The following is a 19,299-nucleotide window of genomic DNA, read 5'->3' as shown; positions in this document are numbered from 1 at the left end:
CAGCCGCTTGATACAGCGCACAATGAATCCATGCCCGTTACTCCCCAATCTATGGAAAATATTCGCCAATCGGCTAGTTTCATCGAGGGGGTCTCGGGAGGGCAACCAAAGGAGCGTGTGATGGCGCAGAAGCGTGAAGTTCCGGGAATTCGTGCCTACAGCAATCCCGCCGGTGGCTGGGGCGCATTGAGGGCGACTGCCAGGGCCGTGCGTAAGCAGATGGATGTCACCGAAGCGCCATTGCTTCTTCTGCGCACCAACAAGCCCGACGGTTTCGATTGCCCCGGCTGCGCCTGGCCCGACAAGGAGCATACATCGACCTTCCAGTTCTGCGAAAACGGCGCAAAAGCCGTCACCTGGGAAGCGACGAACAAGCGTGTGACGCCCGACTTCTTCGCCAAGTATACCGTGACCGAGCTATTGCAATGGAACGATTACGAGCTGGAAAATGAAGGTCGGCTGACCCATCCGATGGTCTATGACCGCACGACCGATGCCTATCGGCCGATCGAATGGGATGCAGCCTTTGCCCGCATCGGCGAGATCATGCGCAGCCTGCCCAACCCGGACATGGCGGAGTTCTACACGTCCGGCCGTGCCTCCAATGAGGCCGCTTTTCTGTTCCAGATTTTTGCGCGCGAATACGGCACCAACAATTTCCCCGACTGCTCCAACATGTGTCATGAGGCGACCAGCGTCGGCCTGCCGCAGTCGATCGGCATCGGCAAGGGCACGGTATCGCTGGAGGATTTCGACCGCTGCGAGCTGATCATCGCCATGGGTCACAATCCCGGCACCAACCATCCGCGCATGATGGGCACGCTGCATGAATGCTCGCGGCGCGGTGTGCCGATCATTGTCTTCAATCCATTGAAGGAGCGGGCACTCGAGCGCTTCGCCGATCCACAGAACCCAATCGAGATGGGCACGTTCGGCTCGACGCGGATTGCCTCTTCCTATTATCAGGTCAGGATCGGCGGTGATGCGGCTGCGCTGAAGGGCATTATGAAGGCGGTGTTGGAGTTGGCTGAAACGTCCGAAGACGTGCTCGACCGTGCCTTCATCGCCGAACACACCAACGGCTTCGACGCCTTCGCCGCCGATCTCAAGCAAACGGCTTGGGCCGATATCGAAAGGGCCTCCGGCCTTGCGCGTGCGGACCTGGAACGGGTTGCCGCGGCCTATGTCAAATCGAACGCCACGATCGTTACCTATGGCATGGGCATCACCCAACACGCCAAGGGCACCGCCAATGTGCAGCAGATCGCCAATCTGTTGCTGCTGCGCGGCAATTTCGGCAAGCCAGGTGCCGGCATCTGCCCGCTGCGCGGCCATTCCAACGTGCAGGGCAATCGCACGGTCGGGATCAGCGAGAGGCCGAATCCCGCGATGTTTGCCGGCATCGAGCGCGCGTTCGGCTTCAAATCGCCTGAGCACCATGGCCACGATGCAGTTGCGGCAATGCAGGCGATGGCGGAGGGGCGGTCGAAAGTGCTCATCTGCCTTGGCGGCAATTTTTCGATCGCGTTGCCGGATCCAGAACTCTGCGCCGAAAGCATGCGCAAGCTCGATCTCGCCGTTCATATGAATACCAAGCTCAACCGTTCGCAACTGCTGATCGGCAAGGAATCCATCATTCTGCCAGTGCTTGGACGCACTGAGCAGGATATTCAGTCCTCCGGACCGCAATCGGTGACAATCGAAGACTCGATGTCGATGGTGCATGCCTCGCGCGGCAAGCTGAAACCGGCGTCCGAACATCTGCGCTCCGAACCGGCGATCGTTGCCGGTATGGCGCAGGCGACATTGCCCGGCAGCAAGGTCGCCTGGATGGACCTGATCGCCGACTACGATCGCATCCGCGACAAAATCGAAATCGTCTTCCCGGATTTTGCGCGCTACAATGAGCGCATCCGCGTACCGGGCGGTTTCCGCCTGCCCCTTGGCCCAACCGAGCGTGTTTGGAAGACCCCTTCTGCCAAGGCCGAATTCCTGCTGTTCCAAGGGCTTAACGAGGATATTGTGTTTGCCGACGCTGGTATCCTCAAGCTCGCGACGATCCGCAGCCACGATCAATACAACACGACAATCTATGGTCTCGACGATCGCTATCGCGGCGTTTTCGGCCGGCGCGACGTATTGTTCATGAATGACGGCGACCTGGCTGCGAAGGGCCTGGAACATGGCGATCTCGTGGAGATCGAAACGGCCCTGCCTTCCGGCGCCAGACGTCTATTGAAGTTGACGGCGATTTCCTACGATATCGCGCCGGGTTCGGTTGCCGCCTACTATCCGGAAGCGAACTGCCTGATCCCGATCGACTACCAGGACAAGGAAAGCGGCACGCCGTCCTACAAGTCGGTTCCGGTGCGTGTCAGCAAAGCGGCGTAGCGCCGCTCTCAAACCTTGCGGCCACCGACCCAAGTGGCTGCGATGTTTGGCCTCGACGCGGTGTAGATGATTTTCTGCAGGATACGCTCGCCCTTGTCGCGGTCTTCGAATAGCCGCACCGTGCCTTTCTCGGCATCGGCATCGATGAGTACGGCGTCAAACTGATAGCCGGGCGTGAATTGCCCGATCGGAAGATCGAGCGCGATGCCGCCGCCTGCAGTCGCGATATGGAAGGCATCGCGAAAATCGATCTGGGCCGGGCCGAATGTCGAGCGGGCCGCTGCCGGCAAGTTCGGGTCGACGCCGCTTTGCAGCATTCGCGACGCCAGAATTGCGCCACGGGCATTCTCGAGCATCGAAGCGCTCGGGCCACCCGAAATGTCCGTGCCGAGACCGACATGCAGCCGCTTCTCGAGCGCGGCGCGCAATGGAAAGACGGCATTTGCGAAATAGGCATTCGAAAGCGGGCAATGAGCGACGGCGGCCTCACGCACACGGACCGTTTCCATATCCTTCGCGGTCAGGAAATTCGCATGCGCCAAAACCGTCTTGCGGCCAAGCAAGCCGAAGCGATCTAGGCTGTCTGTATCCGTCATGCCATGTCTTGCAAGGACATAGCCATGCGCCCAGTCGCTTTCCGAGCAATGGGTCTGCACATGGCAGCCGCATTCCTTCGCGACAGCGCCAAGGCCTTCAAGTGTCGCATCGGTGCAGGAGGGGATGAAGCGCGGCGTGACGACGGGCAAAACGCGCCCTTCGCCATTGTCTGGATGTCCACGCACATAGTCGATCAACGCTCGTGTGCCGTCGAGCGCCTCTTCCGTCGAGAGGTCGCGGTAGTACTCCGGACACTCATCGGCATTATCCATCGCTACCTTGCCGATCAGGGCGCGCTGGCCTTTTTCCAGACAGATATCGACCAGCGCCCGCGTCGCCTCCTGATGGATGGTGGCGAAATAAAGCGCCGTGGTTGTGCCGCTAGCAAGCAGATCGTCAACCAGCAGACCATAGATGCGGCGCGCGAAGGCGGCGTCCTGATAGCGCGCCTCGAGCGGAAAGGTATATTTCTGCAGCCAGACTTCTAAAGCGACATCGAGCGCATCGCCGAGCTGGGGATATTGCGGCGCGTGGACATGCAGATCGACGAAGCCGGGCAGGATGTAGCATCCGGCGGGGAAGATCACGAGTTCGCCGGAGGCGTCGCGTGCGTCACGAATGGCACGGTAGTTCGGGTCGCCGTGACGGTGAACGGCGATGATTGCGCCCTGAGCATCGATCTCGATTAGCACATCGTCCAGAACGTTGATGGTGCCGCGTTCGGGCGAATGAAATCCCGACGCGCTGAGCGTCTTGTTGCGCAGATCCATGAGTGTGCCTCTTCTCAGGCAGCCATGATCGTCGTGCCGTAGGTGATACCCTTCTCCTTCAACCAGCGGCGATAGGCGATTGAGGTGGCGTCGGCGCGGGTCGGGATCTCGGCGCGCGCTTCCATCGGCAGCAGAACCGGGCGCTGGTTTTCCAAGATGATACGGTCCTGCAGGAAGATCAACTGCTGGAAATGCACGAGTTCCGTCGTCGTCGAGACATCGTCGATCAGGAACATCACGGGATGGGCGCGGCAGCGATCGGGATCGAGCGGCTGCACGAAGAGACAGATCACATCCCAGCGGTTCTCCGCATTGGGGCAGGTCTTGTAGAGCAGGGTCGTGAATGGCGTCATGACGCGATAGATATAATCGGTCATGATGCCTTCGCTGGCCGAAAGAGCCGCTTGTGGCTGAAAGAACTGGCAATTGGTCGCCCAGACCTCGTCGACATCGCGGCGAATCTCGACATTGTAGTGCGTCACCTCGGTGTGCGGCTCGGCGCCGAGAATATCGGTGTGGACGAAGGGAAAATGCGCCAGATCGAGGAAATTCTCGACAATCCTGAGCCCGGAAGCGCGCACCGCGACCGTGCCGCAATTGACGACGCGCCGGTCCGGCTCGTCGGCCTCGGGAAGCTCGAAAAGGCCGCCCGGCGGCGTCCCGAGCGTGGTCCAGACGAGGCCGAAGCGCTTGATCAGCGGCAGCGACTCTTCCTGGCTGTCAGCTTTCACGACGAGCTCGCCGTCCGGATCCCGCGTGACCGTGAGATTGGTACCGAGCAGGCGGTTCGCAGAGGTCCCGAACGGAATCTCATTTTCAGTTTCGAGGGCATACCATTGGTCGAGGGCTGCTTTGTCGGAACATTGGCTCATGGACGCTCTCTTTCCCGTCTCTCGGTTCAGTTTAACGGACATCGCGATAGTAGGGCAGACCGATTGCGGCGGGTGCGGCCATGATACTGCGCATGCGCTGCCAGGCAAGTACCGGCACGATGATGAAGGCCATGGTGCCGAGATAGGGCAGCATGGAGAGGAAGGCCGGCGCGATCGGCCAGCCGCGCGCCTGGCCGACGAAACCGATCGCTGTGATGAGGCCGAAGAGCAGGCCCGAAAGGACGGCCGGGATGGGCCGGTAGCCGGCGAAGATCACCAGCGCCACCGCGATCCAGCCGCGGCCGGCAACGACGCCGTCGGACCAGGAGGGCACAAAGGCGAGTGTCAGGTAGGCGCCGGCTCCGGCCGCAAGCGCCGAACCGGCCGTGACATAGGCGAAGCGGATGAGATTGACCGGAATGCCGGCAGCATCGGCGGCGGCAGGATTTTCGCCGACCGCGCGCAGGTTGAGCCCATGGCGGGTGCGGAACATGATGTAGCTCAGCGCCACCGGCAGGACGATGTAGATGAGATAGACGAGGATATTCTGCGAAAAGAAGGCTTTGCCGAGTATGGGAACGTCGCTCAATAGTGGAATTTCGACACCGGAGAAGGTGGCGCGCGACGGCATGCCGGAATAGGCCCGGCCGAAGCTGGAAGCGATGCCGTTGCCCATCAGCGTCAGCGCCAGGCCGCAGAGCACCTGGTTGGCACGCAACAAGACCGTGGCGAGAGCAAACAGCATGCCGAAGACCGCGCCAACCAGAAGCGCGGCGAGGAAGCCGAAAATGGGTGAAGGAAAGGACGTCGTTGCTGCGATCGCCGTCAGCGCCCCCATCGCCATCAGGCCCTCGACGCCGAGATTGACGACACCGACGCGTTCGGCCAACACTTCGCCGAGGGCGGCGAGGGACAGGACGCCGCCGGCGAGGAAGGCTGTGGTGAGAAGGCCCGTCAGAAGCTCCATGATCTCTTTCTCCCCTTAAGCCTTGTCACGGGCAAAGCGGTAATGGGCGAGTTCGTCGCCGACCGCCGTCAGGAACAGGATAAGACCGGTGATGGCAAGCACGGCCGAAGTGGTCAGCCCCTGGGTCTGCAGAATGATGCCGGAATTGAGGATGAAGGCCATAAACGCGGCGGAAAATATGACGCCGATCGCGGAATTGCGCGCCAGAACTGCGACCATGATGCCGAGATAGCCGTAATTGTTGGAGATACCGCCCTGTAGCCGGTGCACCGTGCCGGCGATCTCCAGCATGCCGGCCAATCCGGCTGTCGCACCGGACAGCAGCATGACGGTGATCAGATGGCGACGGGCCGGCATGCCGGCATAATGTGCGGCGGACGAATTTGAGCCCACCAGGCGGACCTCATAGCCCCAGCGCGAAAAGGCGAGGATGCCGGCGACGACGAAGGCGGTGAGAATGGCGACCGGAAAGCCCCAATGCACCGAACCCCATAGTTCGGGGATCTCCGCCGATAGTCTTGCCGTCGCCGAATTCGCCGTCCGATCGCGCCAGGCACTTGTCGAGACGTAATATACCAGCAGGATGGCGACGAAGTTCAGCAGCAGTGTCGTGATCAGCTCGTTGACATCAGCATAGGCGCGGGCAAGCGTCGGGATAAGGATCCAGACCGCGCCGCCGATGAGGCCGGCCAAGAACATTAGCGGCAGGATCACGACCGGCGGTCCCGGCACGAAGAGACCGACCGCCGCGGCCGCAAAAGCGCCGGCATAGAATTGACCCTCCGCGCCGATGTTCCAGACGCCGATCTGCTGGCCGACAGCGACGGAGAGGCCCGTCAATATCAGCGGTATCAGAAGAACACCTAGATCCTGAAGGCCGAAGCTTGACCCGAAGCTCGAGTCGATCACTTCCGAGGCGAGCTCAAGCGGGTTGGCACCGGTGATAGCCAGGACAATGCCAGTGAAGACGAGCGCCAGCAGGATAGCAGCAATGCGCGCGGCAAAGGCGATGGCGGGCGAGGCGGAGGGCAAACGCTGAAGACGCCAGGATGCAGCCATTTCAGGCAACCTCGCGCATATGGGCCCGGCCGCCCATCAGCAGGCCGATCCGGTCGATGTCGGCCTTGTCGTTGTCGACGATCCCCATGATCCGACCTTCGTAGAGAACCGCGATACGGTCCGAGAGATTCAGCAGCTCCTCAAGCTCCTCGGAGATCAACACGATGCCGGCGCCGGCATCGCGCAGCTCGACGATATAGCGCAGCATAGTATTGATGGCGCCGACATCGAGTCCGCGGCTCGGATAGGCGGCGATCAGCACCTTGTTTGCGATACGCATCTCGCGCCGCGCGACGAGGCGTTGCTGGTTTCCACCCGAGAGGTTGCGAATGGGCATGCCGAAATCCGGAATTGCGACATCAGCCGCTGCGGCGATCTCCTTGGCAAGTGCCGCCGCCGCGCCCGGGCGGTAGACGCCGCCTGAAGAAACCGGCGGCTTCTTATATTCGCGCATGACGGCGTTGATGATGATGCTGCGCGCAGGCGCAAGGCCGCTATGCAGCCGGTCTTCGGGAATATGGCCGATGCCGCGCTCGACGAAATCTGCGGCGTTGCTACGCTCGACCGGCGTTCCCTCGATAAGGATGCGGCCACCGCTGACCGGTCGCATGCCTGCGAGTACCTGGCTGAGTTCGCGCTGGCCATTGCCCGCGACGCCGGCAATGCCGAGAATTTCGCCCGCATGAACCTGCAGCGACACGGCATGCAATGCCTCATCGCCGGCGTCGTTGAGCGCGGAGACCTCCTTGACGCTCAATACCGGTTCCGGCGAGATGGGCGCAGCACCTGCTGCCCGTTGCCGCATGTCGGCGAGGACGATATCGCGGCCCACCATCAATTTGGCAAGCATGAGTGGATTGCAGTCAGCCGTCTTTTCCGTGGCGATCTTGCGGCCACCGCGCAGAATGCTGATGCGGTCGGAAATTTCCAGCACTTCATCGAGCTTGTGGCTGATGAAGATGATGGCACTGCCTTCCCTCACGAAGTCGCGCAGCGCCTTGAACAGCTCGCGGGCCTCAACGGGCGTCAGCACCGCCGTCGGCTCATCCAGAATAAGGACGCGCGCCTGCCTTGCCAACACGCGCAGGATTTCGACGCGCTGCTGTTCGCCGGTGGAAAGATCGCTGATGCGGGCGCCGGGCCGTGTCTGCAGATTGAACTTTGTTGCCAACGCCGCCGCGCGGGCCTCCAGAACCTGCGCCGATGCGCGGCGCGGTGTTTCCGACCAGCCGAGATGAATGTTCTCGGCGACGGTGAAGGCTTGCACCAGCTTGAAATGCTGGTGCACCATGCCGATGCCGGCGGCGATCGCCTGAAGTGGAGTTGCGAATTGCTGGGCGTAGCCGTCGATGATGATCTCGCCGGCATCGGGCTGATAAATACCGGTCAGGATATTCATCAGCGTCGATTTGCCCGCGCCGTTCTCTCCAAGCAGTGCATGGATTTCGCCCGGCAGAACATCGAGATTGACATCTTCGTTGGCGATGACACCCGGAAAATATTTCGCGATGCCCCTGAGCTGGACCAGCGGCGGCGTACCCGGCGGGGCGGAAAAGGAAGGCGCGGTTTCAGTCATTGAAGGGCACCAAGATGTGATGAAGAGCGAACCCGGCCGGATACACCGGCCCGGTTCTGTTGGCGATGATGTATCGGTCAGGCGCTCAGACCGGTGACGCCCTCGACCGACCAATCCCAATTGTAGAGGTCGTTATCCGTCATCGTCTGGCCGGCGGCGATACGAACCTTGCCGCTCGAATCCTTGATCTCGCCAGTGAAGGGCGACCAGCCGCCCATGATCTTGTCGCGCACCGCATCGGCGGCAGCGGCGACATCGGCCGGAACCTTCTCGCCCCATTTGTCACGGTCGACGCCGGAGCCCATTGCAAACAAGGTATCGCCCGGCGTCCAGGTACCTGCAAGGCGCTTGCCGACTTGATCGATGTAGAATTTGTTGAAGTCGATGAGGACGGATGAGACATAGGAATTCGGGCCGTAGCGGCGGATATCGGTGTTCCACATGGCGGCCCAGACGCCGCGCTTTTCAGCGACTTGCAGGTAACCGGCTTCGTCCATGATGCCGAACAGGAAGTCACAGCCGTTGTCGATGAGCGCGGTGCCCGCCTGCGTCGCTGCCTGCGGATCGAACCACGAATTGATGGCGATCGTCTGCAGCGTCGCATTCGGATTGACGGATCGGGCGCCCATCAGGAAGGCGTTGGTGGAGGCAAAAACTGATGCCACTGGGAAGGAGGCCACGTAGCCGAGCTTGCCGGACTTCGCCAGATGGCCGGCCGCAACACCGATGACATAGGTCGGATACCAATGCGCCAGGTAATACCAGCCGAGATTGTCCATATTGACGCGACCGTCACACTCCAGGAAGGTGACGCCAGGCGCCTGCTTGACGACGGCATGCAGGAAGTCGCCATTCGAAGAGGTGTCGAAAATGATGTTGGCGCCTTCGCTGACAAACTGACGATAGGTGCGCGTCGCGTCGGCCGAATAGGGGATGTTCTCCACTTCGAGGATCTTCTTGAGCTTCGGATAGGCGGCTTTGACCGCAAGCAGGCCCTGGTGATGCGCCCAGGTCCAGCCTTCGTCTGAAATCGGACCGACATGGCCAAAGCCGACGATCGCATCCTCTTCCTTGATCGCTGAGAATGAAGCAGCCGCCCGCGCCGGGCTGGCAAGGCCAGCGGGCAGCATCAGAGCCGCCGCGCCGGCGGCGCTCATGTTTAGAAATCCGCGACGGGAAAGCGAACGCAAGTCAATCATGGGGTCCCCTTTTGGTTTGGCGCGGCGAACGCGCCGTGATCTTATCGACGCAACAATTATGCCAGTTGCAGCGGACGGATCGGGCGCTTTGCCGACGCTGCGTGTTCGCAAGCTCCGGAAAGTCTCTTGAATTCTCAAGGAGAGAACGTCTAGAATGCCTAAAACGGAAGCATGTATATTTTTTATGCATAGTGAGCAATTTTGATGCGCAAGGCGGAGAGTGGGTGAGGCGAACGGAAATTCAGCGGCATGACCGAACGGGCGCGGTTTATCTTCAGGGGGCAGATGGTGTGCGACAGTTTCATCGAATTCGCGCTGCATCGTGCGCATCGGCTGGATCTGGACATCGAGATGGAAGCCTGTGACGCGACGTCGGCGACGCTCGCGGTCAAAGGGCAGAACGATCTTGTCGACGCCTTCGAAATGGCCTGCAGCCTCGGGCCCTACGACTGCATCATTCTCGATATTGAGCGGAGTGACATATGAAATTGGAAGCAGGATGGGCGCCTGTCGCTCTGTCGTCGTCGATCGAGCCGGGGACATCGGCAGGCGCGGTCGTCGACGGCAGCGAGATCGTCGTCTGGCGTGACAATAGCGGCAACGCGCATGTCTGGGAGGATCGCTGCCCGCATCGCGGCATGCGCATGAGCTTCGGCTTCGTCCGAGGCGATCACATCGCCTGCCTATATCACGGCTGGCAGTATGATACCGCAGGGCAATGTCGCTACATTCCCGCGCATCCGACCCTGGATGTGCCGCAGACGATCAAGGTGCCGACCTATTCGACCACCGAAAAATACGGGATCATCTGGGCGACGAGAGCTTCAGAAGTGTCATTGCCGAACATCGATGCTGCGACGGGAATTACGCCGATTCGCAGCCTCTATATCGAGCGTGGGGCAGAGGAAGTTCATGCCTCATTCGCGAAAATGGGAATGAGCAGTTTCATCGGGAATGCCGGCATATTGCAGGCCGGGGACGACAGGTTGCTGATCGCGGTTCAGGTCATTTCGCCGAAGAAGACAACCATCCACATCGTCATTCTCGGCTCGCCGGCGATCAATGCGGGCGCCAAACAGAAGCGTTACGCGCAATGGGCCGAAGGTCTTCGCTTCGACCTCGAACAGACGGCTGAGGTCGCTTGATGGCGGAGATTACGCTCTACAACTACGAAATGGACGAGGGAAGCTATCGCATTCGCTTGCTGCTCTCCATGCTTGGGCTCGCCCATAAGACGACCGCCATCGACATGTTTCCGGGTAAGGAGGAAAGCAAGCCGGCTATGCTGGCGCTTAATCCCTTGGGCACCATGCCGGTGCTGACCGACGGCGATCTGGCATTGCGCGGCAGCGAGACGATTCTCGCCTATCTGGCCAAGGCCTACGACCCGACGCGGCGTTGGCTGCCGGAGGACGCGGCTGAATTCGGCCTCACGACGATGTGGCTGCATTTTTCCGCGACGGCACTCGCAGCTGCTGTCGCCGCGCGCCTGCAATCGCTCTTTGATACACCGGGCGATGAGGCCGCCCTGCGCGCCGACGCCCGCAAGGCTTTCCGTATCATGGACGACCACATGACGCTTCGCCATTTCGATGGCTTCGAGTGGTTCGTCGGCAATGGCCCGACGCTCGCGGACCTGACGCTGTTTCCGTCCTTTGCGCTGAGCCGCGATTACGGCATCGATCATGACGACTATCCGGCCCTGCGTCGGTGGCTGCGCCGTTTCCGTGCCATCGACGGCTTCCGCACCATGCCCGGCATTCCCGATTATCATTGATTTTGAGGTGGATATCCGATGACGCTCACACGCTTTTCCGTCAAGCCGCTCTCGACCATGACGCGGACGCTCGCCGACGTCGCCTTTGCCCGCCGGGAGCCCGATCTGGTGATCCAGGACGCGCGCGTGCTGTCGACCTATTCCGAACGCATTCTTGCCGGCAAAGAAGTCTGGATTTCCGGAGGCCGTATTGCCGCGGTCAAGCCGGCCGGCAACTACAGAGGTGGCGGCGCTAAACTCTATGACGCCAAGGGCGGTATCATCGCGCCCGGTCTCGTCGACCCCCACATCCACATCGAATCCAGCATGGTGACTGCCTGCGCCTATGCCGAGGCAGCGCTTCTGAACGGCACGACGACGATCTTCTGCGACAGTCACGAGATCGGCAACGTCATGGATGTCGCCGGTATCGAGGCAATGTTGGAAGATGCACGTCATGCACCGCTGTCGATCTTCCTGACCGTGCCGAGCACGGTGCCGGCTACTTCGTTGAAGCTGGAAACGGCCGGCGGCGATCTGGCGCCGGAGAAGATCGCGGCTCTGTTCGACAAATGGCCGGAGGCTCTTGCGCTTGGCGAGAAGATGGACTTCGTGCAGGTGGCGATGGGTGACGAGCGCAGCCATGCCATTCTGGCAGCGGCGCTTGAGCGCGGGCGACCGGTCTCGGGCCATGTCTACGGTCGGGAATTCGTCGCGGCCTATGCTGCGTCGGGCGTGACCGATACACATGAAGCGATTGATCGAGAGATCGCCGACGATCTGCTGGAGGCCGGCATCTGGCTATTTCTGCGTGGCGGCCCGCCGACGACGCCGTGGCATAGCCTGCCGCATGCGATCAAGACCATCACCGAGCTTGACTCCTCCCATAAGCGCATTGCCGTCTGCACCGATGACCGCGATGCCGAAGACTTGCTGCTCTTCGGTCTCGATTGGGTGACGCGCGAAGCGGTTAAGGCCGGCATGAAGCCGGAACAGGCCTGGTCAATGGGCTCTCTACATGGCGCGACACGCTTTGGCATGGAGCACGAAATCGGCGGTCTCGGCGGCGGGCGCCGCGCCGATCTCGTGCTGCTGACCTACGATCTGAAGCCTGTCAGCACCTGGTATGGCGGCGAGCTGGTGGTCGACGACCGCAAGATTATGCCGGTTCTCGATGCCGCACTGTCCAACCCCTATCGCTATCCCGAAGCGGCCTATCACACGGTGAAACTGCCGCGAAACCTGAAACTGACGCCGGAATTGCCGACCGGACCGGTGATCGCCCATACGATCAAGACCGAATTGCCGGGCATTACGCTCGGCCATGTCACGGTGGAACTCGAACCGGCCAATGATTGGCAGACGCATTTCGATCGTCATGGCCTTTGCTTCGTCACGGTGGTCGAGCGCCACGGCAAGTCGGCCGGCAATGTCGCCCATGGTCTTTTGAACAGCTTCGGATTGAAGAAAGGGGCGGTGGCCTCCTCTGTCGGCCATGACAGCCACAACATCATCGTTGCCGGCACCAACGAGGCAGACATGCAGATCGCGCTCGATGCGATCGCAGCCAAACAGGGCGGCGTCTGCGTCGTCATGGACGGCGAGGCGACGGCCATGGTGCCGTTGCCGATCGCCGGTCTACTCTCCGACAAACGCGTACACGAGGTCGCCGAAGAGGTGAAAGCGCTGAAGGTCGAATGGGAAAAGGCCGGCTGCACCATCGCCTATATGGGCTTCAATCTGATCCCGCTCTCCGTCATTCCGGAAATCCGTATCACCGATAAAGGGTTGGTGCTCGTGCCGGAAATGGAGATCGTGCCGCTGTTCGAGTCGGTCTGACACTTGGTGGTGCCTGGCGTCCTTGCCAGGCACTACAACTATCTTCCAACACGATGCCGGGTGAGGCGTTCGTATTCACCAAGAGCAACCACTCATCGCTAGTGTTGCCTTTTTGGCAATTCATTTAGCGAATAATTGTTCTTTATTAGAACGCCAAAATTCCTCATCCTCCTTGGCATTCGGCAAATGAGCAGCGGTACACGACGATAAGTCGGGCCGCGGGAACAAATAGGGGAACTATTATGTCTCATTTCATGATGAACCGACGTCGCTTCATGTCCAATGTCGCAACGGTGGGCGGCTTAGCCGCAGCACAGACCCTGATCGGTGTACGTGCGGGCCTTGCTCAGGACGTCGCACAGGTGAAAATGCAACTGGGTTGGCTGGTGTCCAACGGCGTGATCGGCGAAGTCGTCGCGCAGAAGAAGGGTTTCTTCAAGGAGCAGGGCGTCGAGCTGGAGATCGTTCCGGGAGGTCCGAATGTCGATGGTGTGGCCGGTGTCGCGGCGGGGCAATCGACCCTCGGGCAAATCTCTTCCAGCCCATCGGTGATGCTGGCGCGTTCGGCCGGCATTCCGGTTAAAGCCTTCATCGCCGGCTTCCAGAAACATCCCTTTACGTATTTTTCGCTGAAGAAGGCACCGATCCGTGAGCCGAAGGACATGATCGGCAAGACGATCGCCACGCAACCGACGGCCTTCATCCTGCTTCGCGCGCTGCTTGCCAAGAACGGCATCGCCGAGGATCAGGTCAAGATGGTCAATATGGGCTCGGACATGAACCAGCTCCTGACTGGCCAAGCTGACGCCGTCACCGGCTGGGTCACCAACACCAATGCCCTGTCGGTCCTGGGTGACGACCGCGTCGACATGATGCTCTGGGACGCCGGGCTACAGCTCTACGCTAACGTCTACTACACCACCGACGAACAGCTCGACAAACACGCCGACGTGCTGGTGCGCTTCACCACCGCAGCGGCCAAGGGCTGGGGCTATGTCCGCGACCATCCGGAAGAAGCCGTCGACATGCTGGTCGAGACCTATCCGAATCTCGACAAGGCGAGTGAACTCAAAGCTGTCGGGCCGATCGCGAAATTCTCCTTCGGCGACACCACCAAGCAATTCGGCTGGGGTGCAATGAACAGGGAAAACTGGGCAGCGCAGATCAAGGCCTATGCCGACCTCAAGCAGTTCACGGGGACGGTTCCGACCGTCGATGATGTCACGAGCTTCGCCATTCTTGATGCGACGGCCGACATCCGCAAGCAGGTCGGGTGAACGGCCATGACTGCCGCTGCCACTATCAAACGGCCAGATCCGCAGCCAGCCGGATCGCCGCTCGCCGTATCCGTCGCCAATCTGGACATCCGCTTTGGCGACAAGGACAACGAGATCACCGCTCTTTCCAACGTGTCGGTGAATATCCCCGAGGGGGCGTTCGTGACGATGCTCGGCCCCTCGGGTTGCGGAAAGTCGACCCTGCTACGCTGCATTGCCGATCTCGTGCACATCAGTGGCGGTTCGATCTCGGTGCTCGGGCGCTCGCCGCGCGAGGCTCGCGAAGGTCGCGATTTCGCCTTCGTGTTCCAGGATGCCACTCTATTGCCCTGGCGCAGCGTCATCGACAATGTTCGCCTACCGATCGAGGTCGGCAAGCATGCCGCCGGCTCCTTTGCCGATCCGGCGGAACTGCTGGCGATGGTTGGTCTCAAGGGGCGCGAAAACGCTTTGCCGCACGAGCTTTCGGGCGGCATGCGCCAGCGAGTCGCCATCGCCCGGGCGCTGGTCACCCGCCCGCGCATCCTGCTGATGGATGAGCCCTTCGGCGCGCTTGACGAGATCACCCGCGACAAGCTGAACGAGGAACTGCTGCGGCTGTGGCAGGAGACGGGCACGACGATCGTCTTCGTCACTCACTCCATCCCCGAAGCGGCTTTCCTTGGCCAGCATGTGCTGATGCTTCAGACACATCCCGGCCGGGTGAAGGAGTTCATGAAGGTCGATCTTCCGTATCCGCGGTCGCTCGCCATGCGGGATACGGTGGAATTCATTCAGGTGACGGCGCATTTGCGCGCTCTGCTGGAGGAATGCCTATGAGCAATGTGGTCTCTTCCGGAGCCCGATCCGGGCCCGCATCCACGCCGCGCAAGGTCGCTATCCTCGACGCCACCGTTGGCACCTTGTCGAAGAACCTGCCGGCGATTTGGCTGGTCTCGGCCTCGTCGTGCTCTGGCAATTGGTGATCTGGATCTTCAAGATCCCAACCTTTATGGCGCCGAGTCCGGCCGATGTCGTGTTCGCATTCCGTGACAATGCACCAACGTTATGGCGGAATTTCCTGCCAACCCTGCTTGAGGCCGCCCTCGGCTTCCTGTTCGGCAATCTCGTCGCCATCCTGCTGGCGGTCTGGTTCGTGCATAGCACGACGGCGGAAAAGGCATTTTACCCGATCGCCGTCTTCATCAAGGCGATCCCGATCATCGCGCTTGCGCCGATCCTCGTGCTGATCTTCGGCAATGGGCTGGCACCGAAGATCATCATTGCTGGCCTGATCTGTTTCTTCCCAACGCTGGTCAACATGGTCCAAGGGTTAAGGGCGGCCAGTCCCGCCATGCTCGACCTGATGCGGGTCCTGTCCGCCACCAATACGGAGATCCTCTGGAAAGTACGGTTTCCGAGCTCGCTGCCATTCCTGTTCGCCGCCTTGAAGATCGCGGCAACCAGCAGTGTCATGGGGGCTATCGTTGCCGAATGGATCGGCTCGAGTTTCGGCCTCGGCGCGCTGATCATCGAGGCCACCTACAATTTCCGCTCGCCGCTTCTCTACGCAACCGTTGTGATTGCAGCCCTTCTGGCGGTGATCCTCTTTGCCCTTGTCTCGGTCGTCGAGGCAAAGGTGGTGCGCTGGAAGCCGGCTGGATCGCATTGAGCACGCGCAACTAGGAGGAAGCGACAGTGATTGAGACAATCCATCAGCCTGCGCGCGACATCAAAGTGGTCGACCGCTCTGACGTCGTCGTGGTCGGCGGCGGACCTGCCGGAATTTCGGCAGCAGTATCGGCGGCCCGCAATGGCGCCAGCGTGACCTTGCTCGAGCGCTATCCCTATGTCGGCGGTCTCGCCGCCGGCGGTATGGTGCTGGTGCTCGACGATATGATCAACGAGCTCGAAATCACCGTGCGCGGCATCTGCATGGAAATGATCGAGCGCATGAAGGCCTGGGGTTTGTGCGTTACGCCCACGGACCGCGACCGCCTGATCGAATTCCGCGACACGCCGGAAGCATGGCAGCGCTGGGCGCGCTGGGGACTATTCGATTTCCACACGCCATCTATGCCGCATCCGATCTGCTTTTCCGCAGCCTTCGACCCTGACGCCTTCAAGCGTGCCTCCTATGACATTCTGGCTCTTGCCGGCGTCAAGCTCAGAACCCATAGCTGGTTCTCCTCCGCGATCGTCGAAGACAAGACGATCAAGGGCGTGATCTGCCAGACCAAGGCGGGCATGGAAGCAATCCTTGGAGATGTCGTCATCGATACCACGGGTGATCTTGACGTCGCCGCCAGCGCCGGTGCTTCGCATGTCGAATCCAATTTTATCCTGACGACGGTTTCTCGCTGGGGCGGCGTCGACACTGATGCGGCGGAGCGCTTTGAGCGCGAAGACCCCGAGGCGTTCAAATTGGTCGACCATGAGGCCAAGCGTCTGATCGGTGGGTGCTGGTCCTTCTGGTGGCTGAAGACGCCGCTGCCTGGCGTCGTTTGGCTCAATTGCCCGCACATGCCAAAATTGAGCGGCCTTAAGGTCGAGGACTTGACCCAGGCGGAGCTAGAGGGACGAGCCCGCATTGCTCGCCTGCTGGACTTCGCGCGTGAAAAGATGCCGGGCTTTGAGAATGCCTATGTCGTCGATTTCGCTCCGCAGACCGGTGTGCGCCAAACCCGGCTTCTGGAGGGCGACTATGTCGTGACGAAAGACGATGTGATGACCAGGCGGCATTTCGCCGACACCGTCTGTCGCGGCCGAGACTACTACACGCCTTATCGGGCGATGCTGCCGAAGGAGATCGACCAGTTGATCGTCGCCGGCCGCCATTACTCGGCAACGCCGCAGGCGCAGAAATCCAGCCGCGAAATTCCGCCCTGCATGGCGATGGGTGAGGCCGCGGGCGTTGCCGCCGTTGTCGCGCTCAATGCCGGCACGACGGTACGCAAGGCGGACGTCAAGGCAATTCAGAAACAAATGCGGGCGCAGGGTGCCGATCCCGGCGACGTACCGTCCGAAAATGCTACCTATCTGGAGGCCGCAGAATGACCACTCTTCCCCTCGACGGCATTCGTGTCATCGATTTCACCCAGGTCATGCTGGGACCGTCCTGCACGCAGGTGTTGGCCGACTACGGCGCCGAAGTCATCAAGGTCGAGAAGGAACGTATCGGCGATCTCTCTCGATGGTCGCTCGGCTCCGATCCGGACGGCCTCAACAATCCGGTTTTTTGCTCGTTGAACCGCAACAAGAAGAGCCTGGCGCTCGACCTCAAGCAGCCGGAGGCGCGCGATACCGTGCTCACGCTGCTGGAAACGGCCGACGTGGTCGTCAACAACTTCCGCCCGGGTGTGATGGAGCGCATGGGTTTCGGCTTCGAGGATCTGAAGAAGATCAACAAGCGGCTGATCTATGCCGTCGGCACCGGTTTCGGCCTGACCGGCCCCTATCAGCACAAAGGCGGCCAAGACGTGTTGGCGCAGGCCGTCTCAGGCGTGATGCGCCGCAAGTCGGACAGCAGTCATCCGACCTCGATCTATGCCACGCCGCTTGCCGATTATTCGGCCGGCATGCATCTGGTTCAGGGCATTCTTTTGGCGCTCCTGCAGCGCGACAAGACCGGCGAAGGCCAGCAGGTGGCAGTCAGCCTGTATAATTCCATGCTCGCCATGCAGATGCAGGAGGGGACGACGCATCTGATGCGTCAAAGAGACCTCAATTGGGGCGCCTTCCCGCTGACCGGCGTGTTCGAAACCACCGATAGCGCCATTGTCATGGTCGGTGCCTTCAAGCAGAACCCGTTGCAGGATATCTGCACTGCGCTGGAAATCGAGGATCTGTCGCAATTTCCGCATTACAAGGATTTCGACGCGCAAATGGCGCGGCGGCCGGAGTTGCAGGCGATTTTCCGCGACAATTTCGCGAAGAACACGACCGCTCATTGGCTGGAGCGGCTGGAAGGCGTCGATATCCTCTGCGCGCCCGTGCGTTCGCTTCCCGAGGCGCTGAGGGACGAGCAGACGATCATCAACAAGATGATCCTGGAAGCCGGCGAAACGGCGGCCGGACCGATCCGCCTCATCGGCTCGCCGATCGACATGTCGGCGGCGCAGGTGAAGGTGCGCATTGCACCGCCGCAGCTCGGCCAGCACAATGACGAAATCCTCGCGTCGCTCGGCAGGCTGCAGGGAGATGCGGCATGAGCGTCGGCTTTTCCGTCGAAGATCGTGTCGCCCGTGTCACCCTGGATCGTCCCGACCGCATGAATGCGGTCGACGCCGCGACGGAGCAGGAGCTGGAGACGATCTGGCGCGAGATCGAAGGGCGCGACGACATCAGTTGCGTCGTCCTGACCGGAGCCGGCGAAAGAGCCTTTTGCGCCGGCGCCGATCTGAAGGGCGGAAGCGACAGCTCCGGCCTCGACTATTGGGCGGCGAGCCGGGTGAACGGCTTCGGTGGGTTGGCGTTTCGCCGATCTCTCGATGTGCCGATCATTGCCCGCGTCAACGGATTTGCGCTTGGCGGCGGCTTTGAGATGGTGCTTGGCTGCGACATCGTCATTGCGGCGGAGACGGCGCGCTTTGGCCTGCCGGAAGCCCGAGTCGGGCGCATGCCGCTGGATGGCGGCATGGTGCTTTTGCAGCGAAAGATCGCCTTCAATCGTGCAATGGCCGTCATGCTGACGGGGCGGCAGTTCAGCGCCTCCGAGATGGCAGGGTTCGGAGTCGTGAACGAGGTTGTTCCGGTGGTTGAACTCGATACGGCCGTCGACCGCTGGGTTGCCGATATCGTTGCCTGCGCGCCGCTATCGCTGCGGGCGATCAAGCAGACGGTGAACCGGACTGGTCACCTGAGTCCCGCAGAGGCGCAGGCATTGCGCACGCCCGCGCTCATCAAGGCGCTGCAGAGCGAGGACGCGTTGGAGGGCGTCGCCGCCTTCCAGCAGAAGCGGGCGCCCGTTTGGCGGGGACGATGAGCGTGATATAGCTTCCGGCAGATCGAGGGGCTC

The 19,299-nt window shown here is 61.0% G+C and carries 16 protein-coding genes and 1 pseudogene; 11 read left to right on the top strand and 6 right to left on the bottom strand.

Going from position 1 to position 19,299, the window contains the following annotated elements; all coding sequences use genetic code 11:
* Positions 1-120: 120 nt before the first annotated feature.
* Positions 121-2,391: an FdhF/YdeP family oxidoreductase gene (locus CCGE525_RS31050; RefSeq protein ID WP_120708038.1), complete on the top strand. Its 2,271-nt coding sequence runs from the start codon at positions 121-123 to the stop codon at positions 2,389-2,391.
* An 8-nt stretch (positions 2,392-2,399) separates the two neighbouring features.
* On the opposite strand, the gene guaD is transcribed toward CCGE525_RS31050, so the two are convergent.
* The 6 genes from guaD to CCGE525_RS31020 form a co-directional block, all read right to left on the bottom strand.
* On the bottom strand, positions 2,400-3,758 hold the full coding sequence (guaD, locus tag CCGE525_RS31045) for a guanine deaminase (RefSeq protein ID WP_120708037.1): 1,359 nt from the start codon (positions 3,756-3,758) through the stop codon (positions 2,400-2,402).
* 14 nt (positions 3,759-3,772) lie between these two features.
* Positions 3,773-4,630 (bottom strand): aromatic ring-hydroxylating oxygenase subunit alpha, encoded by an 858-nt coding sequence (locus CCGE525_RS31040; protein WP_120708036.1) that lies wholly within the window; start codon positions 4,628-4,630, stop codon positions 3,773-3,775.
* Positions 4,631-4,661: 31 nt separating this feature from the next.
* On the bottom strand, positions 4,662-5,597 hold the full coding sequence (locus tag CCGE525_RS31035; RefSeq protein WP_120708035.1) for an ABC transporter permease: 936 nt from the start codon (positions 5,595-5,597) through the stop codon (positions 4,662-4,664).
* Positions 5,598-5,612: 15 nt separating this feature from the next.
* Positions 5,613-6,656: an ABC transporter permease gene (locus CCGE525_RS31030; protein ID WP_120708034.1), complete on the bottom strand. Its 1,044-nt coding sequence runs from the start codon at positions 6,654-6,656 to the stop codon at positions 5,613-5,615.
* A gap of 1 nt (position 6,657) precedes the next feature.
* Positions 6,658-8,232 carry an ABC transporter ATP-binding protein gene (locus CCGE525_RS31025; RefSeq protein ID WP_120708033.1) on the bottom strand — a complete coding sequence of 525 codons (1,575 nt, stop codon included), beginning with the start codon at positions 8,230-8,232 and terminating at the stop codon, positions 6,658-6,660.
* Between the two features lie 77 nt (positions 8,233-8,309).
* Positions 8,310-9,431: a BMP family ABC transporter substrate-binding protein gene (locus CCGE525_RS31020; protein ID WP_120708032.1), complete on the bottom strand. Its 1,122-nt coding sequence runs from the start codon at positions 9,429-9,431 to the stop codon at positions 8,310-8,312.
* Between the two features lie 249 nt (positions 9,432-9,680).
* On the opposite strand from CCGE525_RS31020, the gene CCGE525_RS31015 reads away from it, so the two are divergent.
* The 10 genes and pseudogenes from CCGE525_RS31015 to CCGE525_RS30970 all read left to right on the top strand — a co-directional run bounded on the left by CCGE525_RS31015 (position 9,681) and on the right by CCGE525_RS30970 (position 19,266).
* Positions 9,681-9,917 (top strand): hypothetical protein, encoded by a 237-nt coding sequence (locus CCGE525_RS31015; RefSeq protein ID WP_245472214.1) that lies wholly within the window; start codon positions 9,681-9,683, stop codon positions 9,915-9,917.
* Complete coding sequence (locus CCGE525_RS31010; protein ID WP_120708031.1) at positions 9,914-10,576, top strand: Rieske (2Fe-2S) protein; 663 nt, start codon at positions 9,914-9,916, stop codon at positions 10,574-10,576. The genes CCGE525_RS31015 and CCGE525_RS31010 overlap by 4 nt, the downstream gene beginning before the upstream one ends.
* Positions 10,576-11,208: a glutathione S-transferase family protein gene (locus CCGE525_RS31005; protein ID WP_120708030.1), complete on the top strand. Its 633-nt coding sequence runs from the start codon at positions 10,576-10,578 to the stop codon at positions 11,206-11,208. Before CCGE525_RS31010 ends, CCGE525_RS31005 begins: the two co-directional genes overlap by 1 nt.
* 18 nt (positions 11,209-11,226) lie before the next feature.
* On the top strand, positions 11,227-13,026 hold the full coding sequence (locus tag CCGE525_RS31000) for an adenine deaminase (RefSeq protein WP_120708029.1): 1,800 nt from the start codon (positions 11,227-11,229) through the stop codon (positions 13,024-13,026).
* 242 nt (positions 13,027-13,268) lie between these two features.
* On the top strand, positions 13,269-14,303 hold the full coding sequence (locus CCGE525_RS30995; RefSeq protein WP_120708028.1) for an ABC transporter substrate-binding protein: 1,035 nt from the start codon (positions 13,269-13,271) through the stop codon (positions 14,301-14,303).
* Positions 14,304-14,309: 6 nt separating this feature from the next.
* Positions 14,310-15,122 carry an ABC transporter ATP-binding protein gene (locus CCGE525_RS30990; RefSeq protein ID WP_120708027.1) on the top strand — a complete coding sequence of 271 codons (813 nt, stop codon included), beginning with the start codon at positions 14,310-14,312 and terminating at the stop codon, positions 15,120-15,122.
* Positions 15,119-15,954: pseudogene (locus tag CCGE525_RS30985) on the top strand (ABC transporter permease). The gene CCGE525_RS30990 and the pseudogene CCGE525_RS30985 overlap by 4 nt, the downstream one beginning before the upstream one ends.
* A 26-nt stretch (positions 15,955-15,980) precedes the next feature.
* The gene (locus CCGE525_RS30980; protein WP_120708026.1) at positions 15,981-17,339 is read left to right on the top strand and encodes an FAD-dependent oxidoreductase; all 1,359 of its coding nucleotides are present in this window, start codon (positions 15,981-15,983) and stop codon (positions 17,337-17,339) included.
* The gene (locus CCGE525_RS30975; RefSeq protein WP_120708025.1) at positions 17,336-18,493 is read left to right on the top strand and encodes a CaiB/BaiF CoA transferase family protein; all 1,158 of its coding nucleotides are present in this window, start codon (positions 17,336-17,338) and stop codon (positions 18,491-18,493) included. The genes CCGE525_RS30980 and CCGE525_RS30975 overlap by 4 nt, the downstream gene beginning before the upstream one ends.
* The gene (locus tag CCGE525_RS30970) at positions 18,490-19,266 is read left to right on the top strand and encodes an enoyl-CoA hydratase-related protein (RefSeq protein WP_120708024.1); all 777 of its coding nucleotides are present in this window, start codon (positions 18,490-18,492) and stop codon (positions 19,264-19,266) included. The genes CCGE525_RS30975 and CCGE525_RS30970 overlap by 4 nt, the downstream gene beginning before the upstream one ends.
* The last annotated feature ends 33 nt before the right edge of the window (positions 19,267-19,299 follow it).

Origin of the sequence: Rhizobium jaguaris, from assembly GCF_003627755.1 — a bacterium.
GTDB lineage: Bacteria > Pseudomonadota > Alphaproteobacteria > Rhizobiales > Rhizobiaceae > Rhizobium > Rhizobium jaguaris.
The sequence above is the reverse complement of the archived record's forward strand: the minus strand, read 5'-3'. Positions and strand labels throughout refer to the sequence as shown.

Coding starts and splice junctions, on each gene's coding strand:
- CCGE525_RS31010 (WP_120708031.1), top strand. CDS start 9,914: ATGAAATTGGAAGCAGGATGGGCGCCTGTCGCTCTGTCGTCGTCGATC.
- CCGE525_RS31000 (WP_120708029.1), top strand. CDS start 11,227: ATGACGCTCACACGCTTTTCCGTCAAGCCGCTCTCGACCATGACGCGG.
- CCGE525_RS31050 (WP_120708038.1), top strand. CDS start 121: ATGGCGCAGAAGCGTGAAGTTCCGGGAATTCGTGCCTACAGCAATCCC.
- CCGE525_RS31025 (WP_120708033.1), bottom strand. CDS start 8,232: ATGACTGAAACCGCGCCTTCCTTTTCCGCCCCGCCGGGTACGCCGCCG.
- CCGE525_RS30975 (WP_120708025.1), top strand. CDS start 17,336: ATGACCACTCTTCCCCTCGACGGCATTCGTGTCATCGATTTCACCCAG.
- CCGE525_RS30995 (WP_120708028.1), top strand. CDS start 13,269: ATGTCTCATTTCATGATGAACCGACGTCGCTTCATGTCCAATGTCGCA.
- CCGE525_RS31040 (WP_120708036.1), bottom strand. CDS start 4,630: ATGAGCCAATGTTCCGACAAAGCAGCCCTCGACCAATGGTATGCCCTC.
- CCGE525_RS31030 (WP_120708034.1), bottom strand. CDS start 6,656: ATGGCTGCATCCTGGCGTCTTCAGCGTTTGCCCTCCGCCTCGCCCGCC.
- CCGE525_RS31005 (WP_120708030.1), top strand. CDS start 10,576: ATGGCGGAGATTACGCTCTACAACTACGAAATGGACGAGGGAAGCTAT.
- CCGE525_RS31020 (WP_120708032.1), bottom strand. CDS start 9,431: ATGATTGACTTGCGTTCGCTTTCCCGTCGCGGATTTCTAAACATGAGC.
- guaD (WP_120708037.1), bottom strand. CDS start 3,758: ATGGATCTGCGCAACAAGACGCTCAGCGCGTCGGGATTTCATTCGCCC.
- CCGE525_RS30990 (WP_120708027.1), top strand. CDS start 14,310: ATGACTGCCGCTGCCACTATCAAACGGCCAGATCCGCAGCCAGCCGGA.
- CCGE525_RS31035 (WP_120708035.1), bottom strand. CDS start 5,597: ATGGAGCTTCTGACGGGCCTTCTCACCACAGCCTTCCTCGCCGGCGGC.
- CCGE525_RS31015 (WP_245472214.1), top strand. CDS start 9,681: ATGACCGAACGGGCGCGGTTTATCTTCAGGGGGCAGATGGTGTGCGAC.
- CCGE525_RS30970 (WP_120708024.1), top strand. CDS start 18,490: ATGAGCGTCGGCTTTTCCGTCGAAGATCGTGTCGCCCGTGTCACCCTG.